This is a genomic window from Micromonospora yongxingensis (assembly GCF_052601155.1).
Window position 1 is genome coordinate 87,446 of record NZ_JBQXEO010000021.1, and the last position, 17,153, is coordinate 104,598.

Sequence of the window (17,153 nt, forward strand, 5' to 3'; positions counted from 1 at the left end):
CGGACGGGTGACGCCAGCCTCGACCGCCCCAGGCACCCCCGCCGCTTCATATCGTGCAAACGTGAAAAAAAGCGACAAGCAGTCCTCATCTTCCCAGCCGGGTCCAGTCAGCCGGGCGGCCCTGAAGTGGCTGACGGCGGCGGTCGCGCTGGTCGTGGTCGCGACGACCGGGCCCGCCACCGCGGACGGCCCAGGCCCCGGCCCAGGGTCCGCAGCCGAGCCGGGCCAGCAAACCGACAAGGGGTACGGAGCCGAGCCGGGCGGAGATCCCGAGGCGGGGCATGAGCCCGGGGTGGAGCCGACCCCGGAACGGGCGCCGACCAGCGAGGTGTCCTGGCTGTCGTTCCCCGGCGGGGTGTTCGCGGTGGACTCGCTCGGGCACACCGTGCGCTATCGGGCCTGCGACGGCGACACCGGCCGGGTCGCCGACCCCGACATGCGGGTGGCCGCCGGGGTCGCCAGCGGTGAGGTGACCGTCGGGGGCACGAGCTACCGCTACCGGGTGCCCCTGGTCGGGCGGGCCGAGGGAAGTCTCCAGGTGATCCGGCGGCACCACCAGCCGACCGACCTGACCGGCGTGGTGGTCACCAGCCCGCAGCCGCCCACCGACCCGGTCGCGGGGGCGCGGCTGTTCCCGCTCAGCGGGCAACTCGCCCGGGTGGTCGCCGACGCGAGCCTCAACCCCGCCGGGGTCACCGTGCGCGATCTGTCCGGCCGGTACGGCGACCAGCAGATCGCCGTCAACGGCGCGCTCCGCCCGAAGGCGGCCAGCGTCATCAAGCTGTGGATCCTGGTCGAGCTGCTCCGCCGCGTCGACTGTGGACAGGTCTCTCTCGACGACGGCGTGCTGGTCACCCCGGCGGACGTGGTCGGCGGGACCGGCCAGTTGCAGTTCGAGACGTTCCCGCAGGTGGTCACCCTGCACCGGCTCGCCCAGTACCTGATCAAGTACAGCGACAACGTCGCCGCCAATGTGCTGATCACCTACCTGGGCGGGTTCGCCCCGGTCAACGCGCTGATCGACTCGATGAACCAGCGCTCGACGATCCTCGCCCGCAGGATGCTCGACAGCGCGGCCGCGCAGCGCGGCGAGGAGAACTACACCAGCCCGGACGACGTCGTGTCGCTGCTCGGCGCGGTCTGGGACGGCGAGATCCTCACCCCCGCCTCCCGCGACCTGATGATCGGTTTCATGCGCGAGCAGACCCTGAACACCAAGATCCCGGCGGCGCTGCCGCCCGGCGTGCCGGTCGCGCACAAGACCGGGGACCTGCCGGACGCCTCACACGACGTCGGCTACTACCTGATCCCCGGCTCGGAGACCGCCGTCGCGTTCCTCACCGCCGGGCCCATGGACACCGGCGACGAGACGGTCCGCCGGATGGCCCGCACCGTCTACGACTTCCTGGTCACCGGCGTGGACGGGGCGTACGAGGAGTGAGCCGAGGGTCAGGCGCCCGGGATGTTCGCCGGCGGATCCTCGCCGACCAGGTCGGCCGCCGGCGGATCGGCCGCCACCGGCAGCCCGAAGTCCGAGTACGTCAGGTCGAGCTGCGCGGTCTGCGACTGCTCGCTGGCCAACTCGATCCGGTAGCGGACCAGCCGTCCCTGCTCGTCGACGGCGGCGGTGAACGGCACGGCGCCGGCCCGCTCGCCGAGCACCTTGCCGACGCCGCTGCCCAGCACCGCGCCGCTCTCGCGCAGGTCCAGCGTGCCGGCGTACTCGCGGACGCCGGTCTGCCGGACCTGGGCCGGCGCGGTCAACGTGCCGGCCAGCCTGGTGTTGTCCAGGCCCGGCTGAGCGCCCGGCGCCTTCGGAGCGCCCACGTGCCACCAGGTCCGGCCGTCCCAGACCGGGATCCGGCGGTCCGGGGCGCTGACCCGCACGTAGACGTCCGGGCCGGTGGTCAGCCGCTCGATCTTCACCTCGCCGTTGGGCACCTTCAGCGAGGTGGTCTCCAGTCCGCGCCGCGCCTTCGGGTCCCAGAGCAGCACCGTGCTGTCCCCGCCCGCCGCCCCACCTGTGCCGACGGTCAGCCGGTACGACTGCTGGTCGACCTTCGTGGCGGCGGCGACCAGCACACCGACCGGGTCGGTCGCGGCCGGTGCGGGTGACGCGTCGGCCGCCGGAGGGCCCGCGTCCGGCTCGTCGCCGCCGGTGACCAGCGCCCACGCGCCGACGGCCACCGCCACGGCGAGGACGGCGCCAGCGGCGACCAGCTTCGGCTTCTCCACGGTCATCTCCCCCGATCGGCACGCCCGCCGGCCGGTGGCCGATCGACGCTCACCGCGGTGCGGTCCGGCCAGACTAGCCGGACCGCACCGACCACTGTTCCGGGTCGGCCTCCCGGTCGATCAGGCGCGGCTGATCGCGTTGGCGTGGATCGCCTCGTTCAGGTACGCCGCAAGCCCCGGGGCGATGTCCTCGTAGTGCCGGGTGAACCGCTCGTCGGCCATGTACATGTCGGCCAACCCGGTGTGCACCTCGTACGAGCACTCGTAGAACCAGCGGCTGATGATCTGCCGGTGCTCCTCGGCCAGCTCCATCGCCTCCGGGCTGTCCGCCGGCACGCCCGACGCAAGCACCGCGACGATGCGCCGGCCCCAGTCCTCGTTCTCCTCCTTGATCCGCAGCCAGTCGTCCTTGCTGTAGCGGGAGACCCGCCGGTTCGACTCCCGGTACGCCTCGCTGTCGCCCCAACGCCGCTCGGCCTCGGCCTCGTGCTCCTCCGGGTTGAAGTCGCCGAAGACCTCGAACCGCTCCTCGGGGGTGAGTTGGATGTTCAACTTGCTCGCCTCCATCGCGAACTCGATCGCCGTGACCATCTCCTGCAACCGCGTGATTCGTACCGTCAGCAGCTCGTGCTGCCGGCGCAGGTGCGCGGCCGGGTCGGCTGCCGGGTCGTCGATGATGGCGGCGATCTCCTCCAGCGGGAAACCCAGCTCCCGGTAGAACAGGACGTGCTGCAACCGTTCCAGGTCCGCGTCGTCGTAGCGGCGGTAGCCGGCCGGGGTCCGCCCGCTCGGCGAGAGCAGTCCGATCTCGTCGTAGTGGTGCAGCGCCCGTACCGTCACGCCGGCGACCTTCGCCACCTGTCCCACCGTGTACGCCATGGTTCCCCTCCCTTCCGGGAACCAGGCTCCCGCCTGCCGCTACGTCAGGGTCAAGGCCGATTCTGACCCACCGTCGCGGGGGCGTCCGGCCGCCCGTACAGATAGCCCTGGCCACGCGGGCAACCGATGGCGGTGACCGCCGCGTGCTGCCGCTCGGTCTCCACCCCCTCGGCGACCACCGCCAGGTCGAACGCGCCGGCCAGCCGGGTGACCATCTCCACGGTGGCGTACGCCCGGTCGTCGTCGGTGCCGAGGCGGGCCACGAACGAACGGTCGATCTTCAGCTCGGTGGCCGGGATGCGGTGCAGGTAGCTCAGCGACGAGTAGCCGGTGCCGAAGTCGTCGATGGCGATCTGGATGCCCAGGTCCCGGAGCTGGCGCAGCCGCTCCAGCACCGCGTCGGTCCCCTCGATCAGCGCCGACTCGGTCAGCTCCAGGGTCAACGCGCGCGGCGCCAGCCCGGCGCCGGCGGTGGCCGCGGTGACCGTGGCGATCAGGTCGGGCCTGCGCAGGTGCGCCGCGGCGATGTTCACCGCGACCGTCGCCTCCGGCACCCGGTCCCGCCAGGTCGCGGCGGCCCGGCACGCCTCGTGGATCACCCAGCGGTCGATCGGCAGGATCAGCCCGGTCTCCTCGGCCAGCGGCAGGAACTTCGCCGGCGGCAGCAGCCCGAGCCGGGGGTGCCGCCAGCGCACCAGCGCCTCGGCGCTGCGTACCGCGCCGGTGGCCAGGTCGACGATGGGTTGGAACTCCAGGTGCAGTTGCTCCTCGTCGACCGCCCGGCGCAGGTCGGCGATCAGCTCGGCCCGCGAGACGGCCGACTCGCGCAGCGCCGGGGTGCAGGTCCGGTACGCGGACTTACCGGCCGCCTTGGCCGCGTACATGGCGATGTCGGCGTCGCGCAGGAGGTCGGTGTGGGAGGCGTGCTGTGGGCCGTACTCGGCGATGCCGATGCTCGCCGACGGGTGCACTCCGACGTCGTCGTCACCGTCGGAGGGTCGCAGGGCGTCCAGCAGCCGCTGGGCCAGCCGCTCCGGGGGTACGGGCCGGTCGCCGTCGACCAGCACCGCGAACTCGTCGCCACCCAGCCGCGCGATGATGCCGTCGTCGTCCACGGCGGCCCGCATGCGAGCTGCCAGCCCGGTCAGCAGGGTGTCGCCGGTGGCGTGCCCGAACCGGTCGTTGACCTGCTTGAACCCGTCGAGGTCGAGCAGCAGCACGGCCACCGGCCGCCCGTCGCGCAGGGCCAGGCGCAGCCGCCGGTTGAACAACAGCCGGTTGGGCAGCCCGGTGAGCTGATCTCCGTACGCGAGCCGGCGCAGCCGGGCCACGAGGCGCAGGTTCTCGTTGGCGGCCAGGCCCTGCCGCACGGCGAGGGCGGCGAGCAGCACCATCATGGTCACGAACACGAGGTGCGGAGTCTGCCCGGTGGGCCGCCGGGCTATCACCACCGCGATGATGGCCCCGCCCACCGGCAGGTACGGCAGAGCCACCCGCCACCAGGGCGGCACCGGTGCCTCGGCGGTGTCGTCGGTGCCGTCGCAGTCCGGTGGTGGCGGGTTGCGGGTGGCCAGGCCGATCAGCAGGTAGCTCAGCGGCCAGCACAGGTCGATGGGGTGACCGGCGGCGTAGTCGGCGCGCGCGACCAGCGAGACGTAGACGACGTCGGCGACCACCCGGATGGTGAGGCTCGCCGCGAGCACGCTCATCGGCCGCCACACCGACCGGGCCGGGCCGGAGACCGCCACCAGGATGGTCAGCTGCATCAGGTCGAACATCGGGTAGAGCAGCCCCAGCGTGCGCGCCGGGTCGGCCAGCTCGGCGGCGGCGACGCCACGGAACACCAGCACCCAGCCGATCGGCACCAGGGCCAGCGCGACGATCACCCCGTCCAGCAGCGTCCGGGCCCGCCCCACACCGGTGCGCGGCGCGGAGGGCGAGCTGAGCAGCGCGGCGGTGCCGGTGAGGATGCCGGCGGTGAAGATCGCCCCGACGAGCGGGGTGTGCGGCAGGTCGCCGCCGCCGAGCCGCTGCGCCGTCCAGATCGCCCGGCCGAGCGCGGCGAGTGCCATGGTGGCCGCGAGCAGCGTCCAGAACCGGCGCAGCGGGACCGGGTGCCGGCGGGCCACCCCGGCACAGGCGACGGTGGCCCAGCCGGCGACCAGGAGCGCGCCCACGTCGCTGACCAGCGCCGCGCCGGGCAGCGCGGCGACCAGCCAGAACGCCTCGACGAGCAGGACACCGGCTGCGACGACGAGTCCGGCTCTTCCCGGCCGGGCCGGCGCGACGGCGCTCTGCCCACCACTCGCGTCCAGTGCGGCTGGTGCCAGCGTCGGAAGGGTCGCATCGGCGGGGGCCGGCGGCGCGCCGGCCGGCTCCGAGGTGGACTCCCCCGCAGCCTGCTTCAGGTCCTCTCGCGACACGTCGCTCCGGCTCGTCGTCGTGCGTGCACCCTCGGACGGACGGAGTCCACGGCAAACCCCGAAAGCCTAGCCAGCGCCCGGGACGCCCGCCAGGGTCCGGACGGCCGCCCACATCGAGCCGGTCCGGCCACACAGGAGGCCGCGCCGGAGGGGCGTCCTCTGGTACGCGGTCAGCGGCCGCCGGAACGGTTCCAGGGGGAGCGGGGCAACCCGGTGCCCGCCAGCGGGCGGCGGGCGCGGCGGTGCTTGCGCCGGCCGGGCGTGCAGGGCGGGCGTGCGGCGGTGTGCACCGGAGGGCTGACCGGCGGGGGTGGCCGGCGGATCAACCAGCAGAGGAAGCGGGCCATCGACGGCTCAGCCGACCGGGAGACGCTCGGCGTCGGCCCTGGAGATCTCGTACTGCGCCCCGCAGAACGTGCACTGCTGCGCGTACCGGGTGCGGATCGGGATGAGGGGTATGAAGAAGAGGGTGAACTTGGTCGATCGGCGGGTGATCACCTGCGCGGCGTGGTTGCCGCAGTGCCGGCAGACCTGCTGCACGACACCGGACCGGTCGACCTTGGTACGCAGACCAAAGATGAAGAACATCGCCAGCCAGTACCCACTCCAGGCTCGGATATCACCGGGAATGCCGCCGGATACGCGGCGAGCGCCGGCCCGTGGTGCCGTGGGACCGGCGCTCGCCGCAGGGGTCCACCCCGTCAGCTGGCCGCTGCGGTCGGCTCGGGCTCCAGCCCCGGCACGTCGGCGGCGAGCCAGATCGGCTGCCAGGCCTGCACCTCGTGGTAGCGGCGCAGCTCGTACAGCCCGGCCAGCGACCCGCTCCAGGCCGCGTACGGGGGGTTGCTCTCGTCGAAGCCGCTCTGCACGAAGGTCAGCGTGGTCCGGCCACCGGACTCGGCCAGCTCCCAGGTCGTGACGCCGACCGGCCCCCAGTCGACGCTCATCTTCCGGCCCGGCTCCACGTCGACCACCTTGGCCGCGTACCCGGCGTCGAAGCCGCCCATGGCGTAGCGGCCACCGGCCCACGGCTCGATGCCGATCGGGTAGCCGAACCAGGCGCTGGCCTGCTCGGAGTCGGTCAGCGACTCCCACACCTTGTCGGCGGGGGCGGCGATGACCAGCTCACCGCGCAGGTCGGAGGAGGTGAAGTCGGTCTTCGGCAGCAGCGACCGGCCCTCCAGGTGGGCGGCGAGGTTGGCGATGGCCAGCGCCCAGAAGGTCTGCAGCACGCCGCGGATGCTGGAGCCGGTCATCGCCTCGTTGAAGTCGAAGTGGCTCTGGGTCAGCGTCAGCACGGTGCTGTCCGGGCTCTCGGCGGTCAGCTGGAACTCGGTGGTGGTCTCCACGCCGTCGAGCAGCCAGCCGAAGCGCAGCGTGTCGTCGTCGGCGTGCAGCAGTCGCTGGTGCGGTGCGTCGCCCTCGGGCGTGTACCGGCCCCAGAACTCGTACCGCTGGGGCAGCTCGACCTCGGCGTGCTCGGCGAGCCAGAGTCGCAGCTCGGCCGGGTCGGTCAGTGCCTGGCGGACGCGCCCGACGGGCGCGGAGAGGCGGGCCTGAACCTTCATCGGGTCACTCATGGTTGTTTCCCTTCGGATAGCAGGCGACAGCGAGCTTGAAGGCATCCCCTTCGCTGCCGCCGTAGCGGGTGAACAGGTCCTGAAGTGCGCTTTGCAGGTCGTGCAGGAACTCCTGGCGAAGCTCCGCCGGCACCCGGATCTCGCCGGACACCCCGATCGAGGGCAGCTCGGGCGCCGCCCTGTCCAGCCCGGCGATGTCGGCCTGGACCTCCTCCATCAGGTCGAGCAGGTAGCCCAGGCTGAGCTCGTCGCGGGCCCGGCGCAGCCCGATGCGGCCGATGAGCCGGGGGGACAGCCAGTAGGACCGGGCGGCGGCCTGGTAGATGCCCTCGGTGATGCCGCGGACCTTGCGTTCCTTGACCAGCTCGACGAGGCCAGCCGCGACGAGCTGCTTGACGTGGTAGTAGACGCGCTGTGGCGTCTGGTCGAGTCGGGCCGCGACCTCGGTGCAGGTGCGCGGTTCGGCCAGTTGCCGCAGCACCTCGACGCGCTGCGGCTTGAGCAGGACCTCGGCCTGCTCGATCTGCTCCAGGTACAGGACTTCTCTCATGGCAAAATCAGTTTGTACGTACAAAACTTGTTTGTCAATCGGTTCGCCAAAAGCCGCGCCGACTTTTCGGCGCGGCTTCGGGCGAGGACGGTCAGGGCAGCCAGTCGGGCCGCAACGGGTAGCTGGTCTGGCCCTCCGGGCCGTTGCGGGTGGCCAGCACCTGGTGCAGCTGGATGCCGTTGCGCTCGAACGCCATCCGCGACCCGGCCATGTACAGCCCCCACACGCGTGCGGTGCCCGCGCCGACCTCCGAGACGCAGAAGTCCCAGTGCTCCACCAGGTTGCGGCACCAGGCCGCCAGCGTCAGCGCGTAGTGCTGGCGCAGGTTCTCCTCGTGGTGCACCTCCAGCCCGGCGTCGTGGACCTCACTGATCAGCCGACCCGGGCCGGCCAACTCCCCGTCGGGGAAGACGTACCGGTCGATGAACGCGCCCGAGCGGTGCGGCGCCCGATTGTCCGCCCGGGTGATGCAGTGGTTGAGCAGCCGGCCGTCCGGCCGCAGCCGGTTGCGCAGCGCCCCGAAGTAGGCCGGGTAGTTGCGCACCCCGATGTGCTCGGTCAACCCGATCGAGGAGATGGCGTCGAACTGCTCCGCAGGCGCGTCCCGGTAGTCCATGTGCCGCACCTCGGCCAGCCCGGTCAGACCCTCCCGCTCGATCGCCGCCTGCGCCCACTGCGCCTGCGCCTTCGACAGGGTCACCCCGAGCGCCTTGACGCCGTACTCGCGCGCCGCGTGCCGGACCATGCCACCCCAGCCACAGCCCACGTCCAGCAGCCGCATCCCCGGCTTGAGCGCCAACTTGCCGGCGACCAGGTCGTACTTCGCCGCCTGGGCCTGCTCCAGTGTGTCGTCCGGAGACCGGTACACCGCGCAGGTGTACGTCATCGACGGGCCGAGCACCTTCTCGTAGAAGGCGTTCGACACGTCGTAGTGGTGCGAGATGGCCGTGCTGTCCCGCACCCGCGAGTGCCGCAGCCCGTTCATCACCCGCTTCCAGCGGGGCTGGGCCTCCTGCGGCGGGGCCGGCGGCGGCAGCAGCCGCTCCCAGCCCAGCCCACGCACCAGGGCCAACCCTTCCGCCAGCGACGGCGGGCGCAGCCGCAACTCGTCCTTGAGCACCCGCAGCGCCTCGTACGGGTCGCCCGGGTGCACCCCCTGCAACGCCAGGTCGCCGCTGACGTAGGCCCGGGCCATGCCCAGGTCACCGGGGGCCGTGAGCAGGTACGACAGGCCGCGCTCGGAACGGATCGCCAGGGTGATGCCGGCGTCGGACGGGCCGACGGCGCTGCCGTCGTACCCGGTGATGCGCACCGGCAGCGGCCCGGCGGTGACCGCACGGACCACGTCCGCCACGGTCGGTCCCGATTGCCGGCCCCCCGCCGGCGGGGTGGCCGGGGCGCTCGCCGCCCCCTGGTCTCGGTCGGTCAGGCTCATGCTCGTGCTACCGCCTTTTCGTACAGTCCCGTCAGCCGGTGGTCCGGGTCGTAGCGGTCCTTCACCGCGCGCCAGGTCTCACCCCCGTAGAGGCGGTCGAAGGCGTCCCGGTCGTAGTACGCGTCGGAGTAGAGCGACTTGTGCCCGCCGGACTCCGACACCCTGCGTTCGATCGTGCGGTTGACGTCGCCGTCGGCGGCGCCGGGCGCGATCGGCACGCTCCCCCAGAACCCAATGTTGACGTAGTCCTGCCCCGGCCGGAGGGGATACAGCGGCCAGGACCTCGCGGAACCGGGACCCGCCGGTTCGCGCAGGCGCAACGGACAGAGCCAGACAGGGTTCATCCCCACTGCGCCGGCGAACCAGCGCAGGAAGTCAGCCGTGTTCTCCAGCGGGATCTCCACGTCCTGCACCACCCGCTCCCGGGCCGGCTGGCCGCGCAGCCGGTCGATCCGGGCGGCCACCTGGTGCCGGTGTTCCAGCCGGACCAGCCGGTGGTAGACGTCGCTGCGCCGGAAGCGCGACGGCCAGAGCCGGCGCACCACGGGGTGCTGCGCGCCGAACGCCGCCGAGCACCAGAACCAGTCGGTGTCCCAGCGCCAGAGATAGTCGTACGCGGTCAGCACGTCACGGGTGCGCTGGCGCAGCGACCGGTAGTAGATCGCCTGGCCGGTGTAGTCGCTGGGCGGGTCGGCCGCGTCGGTGAACCTGGCCAGCACCAGGTACGCCTCACCGGGGCTGAACATCACCCCGTCCATCGCGTCGACCGGTTCGCCGGCCCAGGACCGTGTCGCGGTCACCTCGGCGATCGCGTCGGTGAGCGCCTCCAGTTGGGTGAACCGGATGTTGCGCAACGCCACGTACCGGCCGATCGGCTGCAGCTCGATGCGCAGACGGGTGGCGTAGCCGAGGCTGCCCAGCGAGTTGGGGAACGCGGTGAACAGGTCGGCGTGCTCGCCGTCCGGCCGGGCGGTGATGATCTCGCCGGTGCCGGTGAGCACGTCCAGCTCCCGTACCGACTCGTGGGGCAGGCCGTTGCGGAAGGAGGTCGACTCGATCCCCAGGCCGGTGACCGCCCCGCCCAGGGTGATGGTGCGCAACTGCGGCACCACCAGGGGCATCAGCCCGTGCGGCAGTGTCGCGTCGACCAGGTCCTCATAGGTGCACATGCCCTGCACGTCGGCCGTGCGCCCGGTCGGGTCGACCGAGAGCACCCGGCCGAGGCCGCTCACGTCGAGGCCCGGGGTCCGGGGAGCGGACCGGGGGCGGAACAGGTTGGAGGTTCGTTTGGCGAGCCGGACAGGCTCGCCAGTGGGCACCGCGGCGTACGACCGCCGCAACGTGTCCACCGCTTGATCATGGTCAATCGAGTGATCCACACGCTCAGCGCGCATGTGATCACCTTACGCCCGTACCCAGAATTCGGTGGGATGTCGACGATGGCCATTTCCCGTCCGGTGGCAGGCCCGGCGGTTACCGTGGCGGGCATGTCGTCGCCCGCGATCGCCGCCCTGGACTCCGCCGGCCTGCCCTACCGGTTGGTCCGCCACGGCGCTGTCGGCAGCCTGGCGGAGGCCGCCGCCGCCCGGGGCGTGGCCGTCCCGGACGTCGTCAAGACGATCGTGGTCCGCCGGGGCGCGGACGACCACCTGTTCGTGCTCACCCCCGGCGACCGGGTCATCTCCTGGCCCAAGCTGCGTGCCCTGCTCGGGGTGCACCGGCTGTCCATGCCGGACGCTGCCGGCGCCCTCGCCGCCACCGGCTACGAGCGCGGCACCATCACCCCGTTCGGCGCGAGCACCGCCTGGCCGGTGATCGCCGACCAGCGGCTGCGCGGCCGGGAGATCACGCTGGGCGCCGGTGAGCGCGGTCTCGCCGTCGCGGTCGACGCCGACGCCACGATCGCCGCTCTCGCGGCCACCGTGGCGGACGTCACGGACCCGCAGCCGACGCGCTGAGCGCAGCCGCTGTCCCAGCGACGGCCTAGTGTTGGTGCCATGCCGAAAGCCGTGTGGAACGACCTGGTCGTCGCCGAGAGCGACGACACCGTGCTGGTGGAGGGCAACCACTACTTCCCCCGCTCCGCCCTGCGCGACGACCTGATCCGCGAGTCCGCGACGCACACCGTCTGCCCGTGGAAGGGCACCGCCTCGTACTACACCCTCGAACACGAGGGCAGCACCAGCGAGGACGCGGTCTGGTACTACCCGGAGCCGAAGCCGGACGCCGAGATGGTGCGCGACCGGGTGGCGTTCTGGAAGGACGTCCGGGTCGTCGACTGATCCCCCGACCGCGGCGGCTGGCGCCGTTCGCCGACTGGCCCCAGCCCGCCGCGGTGGGTGAGGATGGCCCGTATGTCCGCGCCCGACGAACGCCCCGACCCCGCCGGCACCGTCTACGGCGGCCGGCGGTCCGCACCCCGTTCCGGCCCGCTGGCCGATCCGCTGCTGCGGGTGGCGTTGGCCGTCGGGCTGGTCGGCGTGCTCCTGGGAGTGGTCTTCGCCACCGGGCTGCTCGACGGTGACGACGAGCCGGTGGTGCCGGCGACGGTCGGCGCCCCGTCCAGCGCGCCGGAAACCACCGCCCCGGCGGCCGAGCCGAGCCCGAGCGCGACGGCCGAGCCGTCGCCGACCCCGTCGGCCACCCCGGCCAACCCGCCCACCGGCCCTCGTGTGCTGCGGGCCGCCGCCGGGCTCTGCCTCGGGCTCGACGGCGACGACGAGGAGGCGGAGGCGACGTTGGCCGCGTGCACGGGTGGCCCGGAGCAGCAGTGGGTGGTCAACGCGGCCGGCGCGGACGTCGTGACGCTGACCAACGCGGCCTACGGGCAGTGCCTCGACGTCGAGGGCGGCAGCACGGACGACGGCGCGCAGATGCTGCAGTTCCCCTGCCACGGCCAGGCCAACCAGCAGTGGCGGCTGACCGCCACCGGCACCGGCCCGGTGCTGCTGGTGGCGGTGCACAGCGGCAAGTGCGGGCAGGCCGACGACGACGGCGCCGAGGCCGGGGACAAGGTCCGGCAGCGGACGTGCGACGGCCGGCCCGCCCAGCAGTGGACCCTCGGCTGACCGCCCGGCCTCAGCCCCGGAAGCTCCACGCCCGGGGTGCGGTCGCGGCGACCAGGACGGCCTCCGGCACCGGCCGGCCCGGCCGCCGCCGCAGCAGCAACGACAGCCCGGCGGCGCCGATCGACAGGGCACCGGCCACGTACCAGGCCATCGCGTAGTCGCCGAGCCGGTCCCGGACCAGCCCCGCGCCGGTCGCCGCGAGCGCCGCACCGAACTGGTGGGCTGCGAACACCCAGCCGAACACCACGGCCCCGGCGGTGCCGAAGTACTCCCGGCACAGCGCCACGGTGGGCGGCACGGTGGCCACCCAGTCCAGGCCGTAGAAGATGATGAACACCAGCATGCTCGGCTTGGCGGTGTCGGCGAACAGGCTCGGCAGCACCAGCAGGGACGCCCCGCGCAGCGCGTAGTAGCCGCCGAGCAGCAGCCGGCTGTCCACCCGGTCGGTCAGCCAGCCGGAGGCGATCGTGCCGACGATGTCGAAGAGCCCGACCAGGGCGAGCAGCCCGGCGGCGGTGGTCTCGGTCATGCCGTGGTCGTGCGCGGCCGGCACGAAGTGCGTACCGACGAGGCCGTTGGTGGTCGCGCCGCAGATCGCGAACCCGGCGGCCAGCAGCCAGAACGGCCGGGTCCGGGCCGCGGCGGCCAGCGCGCCCAGCGCCCGCGTCGCCGCCCCGCCGGTGGCCGGCGGCGCCGCGACGACCTCGGTCGCGCCGTAGGCGGGCAGGTCGAGATCCGCCGGATGCTCCCGCAGCAGCCACACCACCAGGGGTACGACCGCCAGCGCGGCTCCGGCCACGACGAGCGCCGCCGTCCGCCACCCGTGGTCGCGCACCAGCACCGCGACCAGCGGCAGGAAGACCAGTTGCCCGGCCGCCCCGCCGGCGGTCAGCACCCCGGTGACCAGGCCCCGCCGGCGGACGAACCAACGCCCGGTGACGGTGGCCACGAAGGCCAGCGCCATCGAGCCGGTGCCCAGCCCGACCAGCACGCCCCAGCAGAGCAGCAACTGCCAGCTGGCGGTCATGAAGACCGTCAACCCGCTGCCCGCGGCGACCAGCAGCAGTGCCACCGAGACGACCCGGCGGATGCCGAACCGGTCCATCAGCGCGGCGGCGAACGGCGCGGTGAGCCCGTAGAGCAGCAGATTGATCGAGACGGCCGCGGAGATGGTGGCCAGCGGCCAGCCGAACTCCTCGTGCAGCGGGTGCAGCAGCACCGAGGGGGTGGCGCGGAAGCCGGCCGCGCCGACCAGCGCCACGAAGGCGACGGCGGCGACCAGCCAGGCGGGATGCAGGCGGCGGTTCTTACTCACGCAGACCAGTCTGTGCGGCGCCGCCGGCACCGACGAGTGGCCGGAAAGCCATCATGCGCAATAATCGGGCCATGACCGTACGCCCGCACCGGATCGCCGTCCTCGCCCTGGACCAGGTGGTCGGCCTGGACCTCGGCACCCCGTCCCAGGTCTTCAGCACCGCCCGGGGCGCCGACGGTGTGCCCCACTACGACGTGCGGGTCTGCACCCCCGGCGGCCAGCCGGTCCGCAGCACCGCCGGCTTCCAGGTCGTCCCGGACCACGGTCTGGACCTGCTCGACACGGCCGACACGGTGATCGTCCCGGGCGTCCACGACGGCAGCGCGCTGACCTCCGGCAGCGTCGAGCCGGAGGTGGCCGAGGCGCTGCGGTCGGCGTACCGGCGGGGCGCCCGCGTGATGTCGATCTGCACGGGCGCGTTCGTGCTGGCCGCCGCCGGGCTGCTCGACGGGCGCCGGGCCACCACCCACTGGGCGTACGCGGAGCGGTTCCGCCGGCTGCACGAGCGGGTGGACCTCGACCCCGGTGTGCTCTTCATCGCCGACGATCGGGTGTTCACCTCGGCCGGAGTGGCCGCCGGCATCGACCTCTGCCTGTACGTCATCCGCCTCGACCACGGCACCGAGGTGGCCAACCGGGCGGCCCGCCGCTGCGTGATGCCGCCCTGGCGGGACGGCGGCCAGGCGCAGTACATCGAGCAGCCGGTGCCGAAGGCCACCGACACCAGCACCGCGGGTGCCCGGGAGTGGGCCCGGCAGCGGCTGCACGAGTCGATCGCGCTGCGCGACCTGGCCGAGCAGGCCCGGATGAGCGTACGCACCTTCACCCGACGCTTCCGCTCCGAGACGGGGTTGAGCCCGGCGCAGTGGCTGCTCCAGCAGCGCACCGACCACGCCCGACTGCTGCTGGAAACGACCGACCTCACCGTCGACCAGATCGCCCACCGCTGCGGCTTCGGCACCACCGCCGCCCTGCGCCAGCAACTCCACCAGCGCATCGGCGTCGCCCCCTCCACCTACCGCCGCACCTTCCACCCCCGCACCGAGCTCCTAAAAAGCTGACCCGCGCCTACGCCCCGCCCCGCCCCGCCCACCCGCCCCGCCCACCCACCCACCCGCCCGCGATCTTGCACTTTCGGTCGCCCATTCGCCCACCGTGCCCCCATTTGTCGAGGCAGAAAGTGCAAGATCGGCGGGGGTCCAGCGGGGGTCAGCACGGGTCAGGGGCGGCGGAGCATGTGCAGTTGGGCCTGGTGTTTGGGTAGGTGGACCCGGGTGTGCAGGTCGAGGGTGCGGGACCAGGGCAGCGGCTCGTCGACGATGAGGTCGAAGCCCTCCCGCAGGTGGGTCTCGACCGGGGTGTCCGCCTCCAGGCCGAGCTGGTCGACCAGCGCGCACAGGCGGTCGCTGGTGCCGTGCAGCAACGCGGTCAGGCCGCGCAGGCCACCCTGCTCGGCGACCAGCGCGTCGAGCTGCGGGCGGTGGATGTCGTCCAGGTCGTAGTAGGCGAACGCCGACCCGGCCAGCAGCGCCTCGGTGGCCTGGACCATCAGCTCGTCGTTGGCGACCAGGTGCGCGACGATCTGCTCAGCGCTGAGCTGACCCTCCGGTGGCGGCCCGAACCCCGCCTCGTCGTCGATCTCCACGAACACCGCGTCGTACGCGCGCCGCAGCCCTCCGCTCTCCACACCCCCAGTCAACCCCGCCCGGCGGGGGTTAGCGGCGGGATTGGCGGGAGCGGAGGTAGTCGCTGACGACGTACTCGCCCAGGTCGTCGGTGTCGGGGGTGAACATCCGACCCCGGCTGCGCCGGGCCACCGCGTCGACGAAGCGGCGCAGACCCGGATCGTCACCGAGCATGAACAGGTTGAGCGTGGCGCCGTAGCGGCTGAGCCGGTCCACCTCGCGGACCGTCGCCTCGATCGTCTCCGGCAGCGGCGGCCAGTGGAACAGCGCCTCCCCGTCGTCCGGGTCCAGGTGGGCGGTCGGCTCGCCGTCGGTCACCACCAGCACCACCGGCTCGGCGTCCGGGTGCCGGCGCAGGTGCCGACCGGCCAGCCGCAGCGCGTGCTGGAGGTTGGTGCCCTGCTCCATGTCCGGCTCGACGGCGGCCAACTCCTGCTGGGTGAGCGTCATCGCCTCCCGGCCGAAGCCCACGATCTGCAGCGCGTCCTGCGGGAACCGGGTCTCCATCAGGTGCGCCAGTGCCAGCGCCGTCTGCTTCATCGGCCCCCAACGACCCTGCGAGATCATCGAGTACGAGAGGTCCACGCAGAGCACCACCGCCGCGGAGGCCCGCTTCTCGGTCTCCACCACCTCGAAGTCGTCCACCGTGAGCTGCACCGGCACGCTCGGGCCACCCCGGCTCACCGCCCTGGTGAGCGTCCGGACCACGTCCAGCGGCTGCTCGTCGCCGTACTGCCACGGACGGGACGCGCCGCTGACCTCACCGGCGGCACCCGCCGACCGCAGGTCGTGCTGGCCTCGCGGCCCGGCGGTCAGCTCGGAAAAGACCCGTCGCAGCGCGGTCCCGCCGAGTCGGCGCAGCGCCTTCGGGCTCAGCGTGAGGCCGTCGGCGTCCCGACTCACCCAGCCCTGCCGGCGGAGCTCCCGCTCCAGCTCACGCAACCGGCGGACCTCGTCGGCGGCGTCCCGGCCCAGCGTCCGGGCCACCGCGTCGACGTCCACGTCGTCCAGGGTGGCGCCCGGGTGTTCCTGGTCGAGCTGGTCGAGCAGCTCGTCCAGCTCGCCGATCTCACCCAACGCTCCGGCCGCGTCGGCGTAGCCCAGCGGCTGCTCGCCCCGGACCCGCTCGCCGCGCCCCCACCGCAGATCCGGTCGCAGCGCCCGCAGGTTCGCGTCCAGCGCGGACAGCTCCCCGGCCAGCCGGTCGCCGAGCGACTGCTGCATCAGCCCGGCCAGCTCGGCGCGCTGCCGGTCGGAGAGTGAGTTCATGAGCCGTTCGCCGGCCGCCGAGCGGCGGGCCAGCACGTCGACCAGCTCGTCGACGGTCTCCGGCTTCTCCGGGAAGAAGTCGCCGTGCCGGCGCATGAACTCGGCGAACGCGTCGGTGGTGTCCTCCGCGCGGCCGTGCCGGGCCAGCAGGTCGTTCAGGTCCCGCATCATCTCGGCCAGCCGCTGCTGGGCGGCCGGGTCGGCGGAGGCGCGCACCGCGTCGCGCAGCCCGGCGAAACGCTGACCGAGGACGTCGTCGCGGAGCTGGTCGAGGATCTGCTGGTACGACCGGCGGGCGTCCTCGCTGGCCCACTGGTAACCGGCCAACTCCTCCACCGCCCGCGACGTGGAGCGGGGCAGGTTGTCCAGCACCGACTCGGCGAACCGCGCGGCGTCGTCGTCGCGGCCCCGCAGCTCGTCCCGCTCGGCGGCGAGGGCCTGGTCGAGCAGTGCCTGCGCCCGGGTCACCGCGCCGTCCAGGTCGCCCCTGCGCAACGCCTCCCGGCGCAGCCGCCGGGCACGGGCGGCCAGGTCGTCGAGCCCGCCACGGCCCTGCGGGCCACGGCGCAGCAGGTCGCGCAGCGCCTCCCGGAGGCTGCCACCGGCCAGCACCTCGGCGCCGACCGCGTCCACCGCCTCACGCACGTCGTACGGGGGCGCGAGCGGGTCCGGCCCGCCGCGCCACTGCCCGTACCGGAACCGGTTGCCGGCCAT

16 protein-coding genes are annotated in these 17,153 nt (G+C 73.2%); 5 read left to right on the top strand and 11 right to left on the bottom strand.

Annotation, left to right across the window (positions count from 1 at the left end; translation table 11 throughout):
- The first annotated feature begins 61 nt into the window (after positions 1 to 61).
- Positions 62 to 1,441 (top strand): serine hydrolase, encoded by a 1,380-nt coding sequence (locus ACTWLT_RS23350; protein WP_445320232.1) that lies wholly within the window; start codon positions 62 to 64, stop codon positions 1,439 to 1,441.
- An 8-nt stretch (positions 1,442 to 1,449) separates the two neighbouring features.
- Here the strand turns inward: ACTWLT_RS23350 and ACTWLT_RS23355 are convergent, their stop codons facing one another.
- The 8 genes from ACTWLT_RS23355 to ACTWLT_RS23390 form a co-directional block, all read right to left on the bottom strand.
- Positions 1,450 to 2,235 carry a hypothetical protein gene (locus tag ACTWLT_RS23355; protein ID WP_445320233.1) on the bottom strand — a complete coding sequence of 262 codons (786 nt, stop codon included), beginning with the start codon at positions 2,233 to 2,235 and terminating at the stop codon, positions 1,450 to 1,452.
- A gap of 120 nt (positions 2,236 to 2,355) precedes the next feature.
- The gene (locus ACTWLT_RS23360) at positions 2,356 to 3,114 is read right to left on the bottom strand and encodes a MerR family transcriptional regulator (RefSeq protein ID WP_252420006.1); all 759 of its coding nucleotides are present in this window, start codon (positions 3,112 to 3,114) and stop codon (positions 2,356 to 2,358) included.
- A gap of 50 nt (positions 3,115 to 3,164) precedes the next feature.
- Complete coding sequence (locus ACTWLT_RS23365) at positions 3,165 to 5,537, bottom strand: putative bifunctional diguanylate cyclase/phosphodiesterase (RefSeq protein ID WP_445320234.1); 2,373 nt, start codon at positions 5,535 to 5,537, stop codon at positions 3,165 to 3,167.
- Positions 5,538 to 5,891: 354 nt separating this feature from the next.
- On the bottom strand, positions 5,892 to 6,125 hold the full coding sequence (locus tag ACTWLT_RS23370; protein ID WP_252420008.1) for a zinc-ribbon domain-containing protein: 234 nt from the start codon (positions 6,123 to 6,125) through the stop codon (positions 5,892 to 5,894).
- Positions 6,126 to 6,238: 113 nt separating this feature from the next.
- Positions 6,239 to 7,117, bottom strand: a complete 879-nt coding sequence (locus tag ACTWLT_RS23375; RefSeq protein ID WP_252420009.1) for an SRPBCC family protein — start codon at positions 7,115 to 7,117, stop codon at positions 6,239 to 6,241.
- Complete coding sequence (locus ACTWLT_RS23380) at positions 7,110 to 7,667, bottom strand: winged helix-turn-helix domain-containing protein (RefSeq protein WP_252420010.1); 558 nt, start codon at positions 7,665 to 7,667, stop codon at positions 7,110 to 7,112. Before ACTWLT_RS23380 ends, ACTWLT_RS23375 begins: the two co-directional genes overlap by 8 nt.
- A 91-nt stretch (positions 7,668 to 7,758) precedes the next feature.
- Positions 7,759 to 9,102 carry a class I SAM-dependent methyltransferase gene (locus tag ACTWLT_RS23385; RefSeq protein WP_445320235.1) on the bottom strand — a complete coding sequence of 448 codons (1,344 nt, stop codon included), beginning with the start codon at positions 9,100 to 9,102 and terminating at the stop codon, positions 7,759 to 7,761.
- The gene (locus ACTWLT_RS23390) at positions 9,099 to 10,496 is read right to left on the bottom strand and encodes an FAD-binding oxidoreductase (RefSeq protein WP_252420013.1); all 1,398 of its coding nucleotides are present in this window, start codon (positions 10,494 to 10,496) and stop codon (positions 9,099 to 9,101) included. Before ACTWLT_RS23390 ends, ACTWLT_RS23385 begins: the two co-directional genes overlap by 4 nt.
- A gap of 93 nt (positions 10,497 to 10,589) precedes the next feature.
- Between ACTWLT_RS23390 and ACTWLT_RS23395 the strand changes: the two genes are divergently transcribed.
- The 3 genes from ACTWLT_RS23395 (at position 10,590) to ACTWLT_RS23405 (ending at position 12,170) form a co-directional block, all read left to right on the top strand.
- Complete coding sequence (locus ACTWLT_RS23395) at positions 10,590 to 11,060, top strand: aminoacyl-tRNA deacylase (RefSeq protein WP_445320236.1); 471 nt, start codon at positions 10,590 to 10,592, stop codon at positions 11,058 to 11,060.
- 39 nt (positions 11,061 to 11,099) lie between these two features.
- Positions 11,100 to 11,384 carry a DUF427 domain-containing protein gene (locus tag ACTWLT_RS23400; protein ID WP_354962825.1) on the top strand — a complete coding sequence of 95 codons (285 nt, stop codon included), beginning with the start codon at positions 11,100 to 11,102 and terminating at the stop codon, positions 11,382 to 11,384.
- A gap of 72 nt (positions 11,385 to 11,456) precedes the next feature.
- Positions 11,457 to 12,170: an RICIN domain-containing protein gene (locus ACTWLT_RS23405; RefSeq protein WP_445320237.1), complete on the top strand. Its 714-nt coding sequence runs from the start codon at positions 11,457 to 11,459 to the stop codon at positions 12,168 to 12,170.
- 10 nt (positions 12,171 to 12,180) lie between these two features.
- On the opposite strand, the gene ACTWLT_RS23410 is transcribed toward ACTWLT_RS23405, so the two are convergent.
- Positions 12,181 to 13,485: an MFS transporter gene (locus ACTWLT_RS23410; RefSeq protein ID WP_252420021.1), complete on the bottom strand. Its 1,305-nt coding sequence runs from the start codon at positions 13,483 to 13,485 to the stop codon at positions 12,181 to 12,183.
- A gap of 53 nt (positions 13,486 to 13,538) precedes the next feature.
- Here ACTWLT_RS23410 and ACTWLT_RS23415 point away from each other — a divergent pair, with 53 nt between their 5' ends.
- Complete coding sequence (locus ACTWLT_RS23415) at positions 13,539 to 14,546, top strand: GlxA family transcriptional regulator (RefSeq protein ID WP_252420023.1); 1,008 nt, start codon at positions 13,539 to 13,541, stop codon at positions 14,544 to 14,546.
- A 158-nt stretch (positions 14,547 to 14,704) separates the two neighbouring features.
- On the opposite strand, the gene ACTWLT_RS23420 is transcribed toward ACTWLT_RS23415, so the two are convergent.
- On the bottom strand, positions 14,705 to 15,172 hold the full coding sequence (locus ACTWLT_RS23420) for a hypothetical protein (protein ID WP_445320238.1): 468 nt from the start codon (positions 15,170 to 15,172) through the stop codon (positions 14,705 to 14,707).
- 28 nt (positions 15,173 to 15,200) lie between these two features.
- On the bottom strand, positions 15,201 to 17,153 hold the full coding sequence (locus ACTWLT_RS23425; protein WP_445320239.1) for a vWA domain-containing protein: 1,953 nt from the start codon (positions 17,151 to 17,153) through the stop codon (positions 15,201 to 15,203).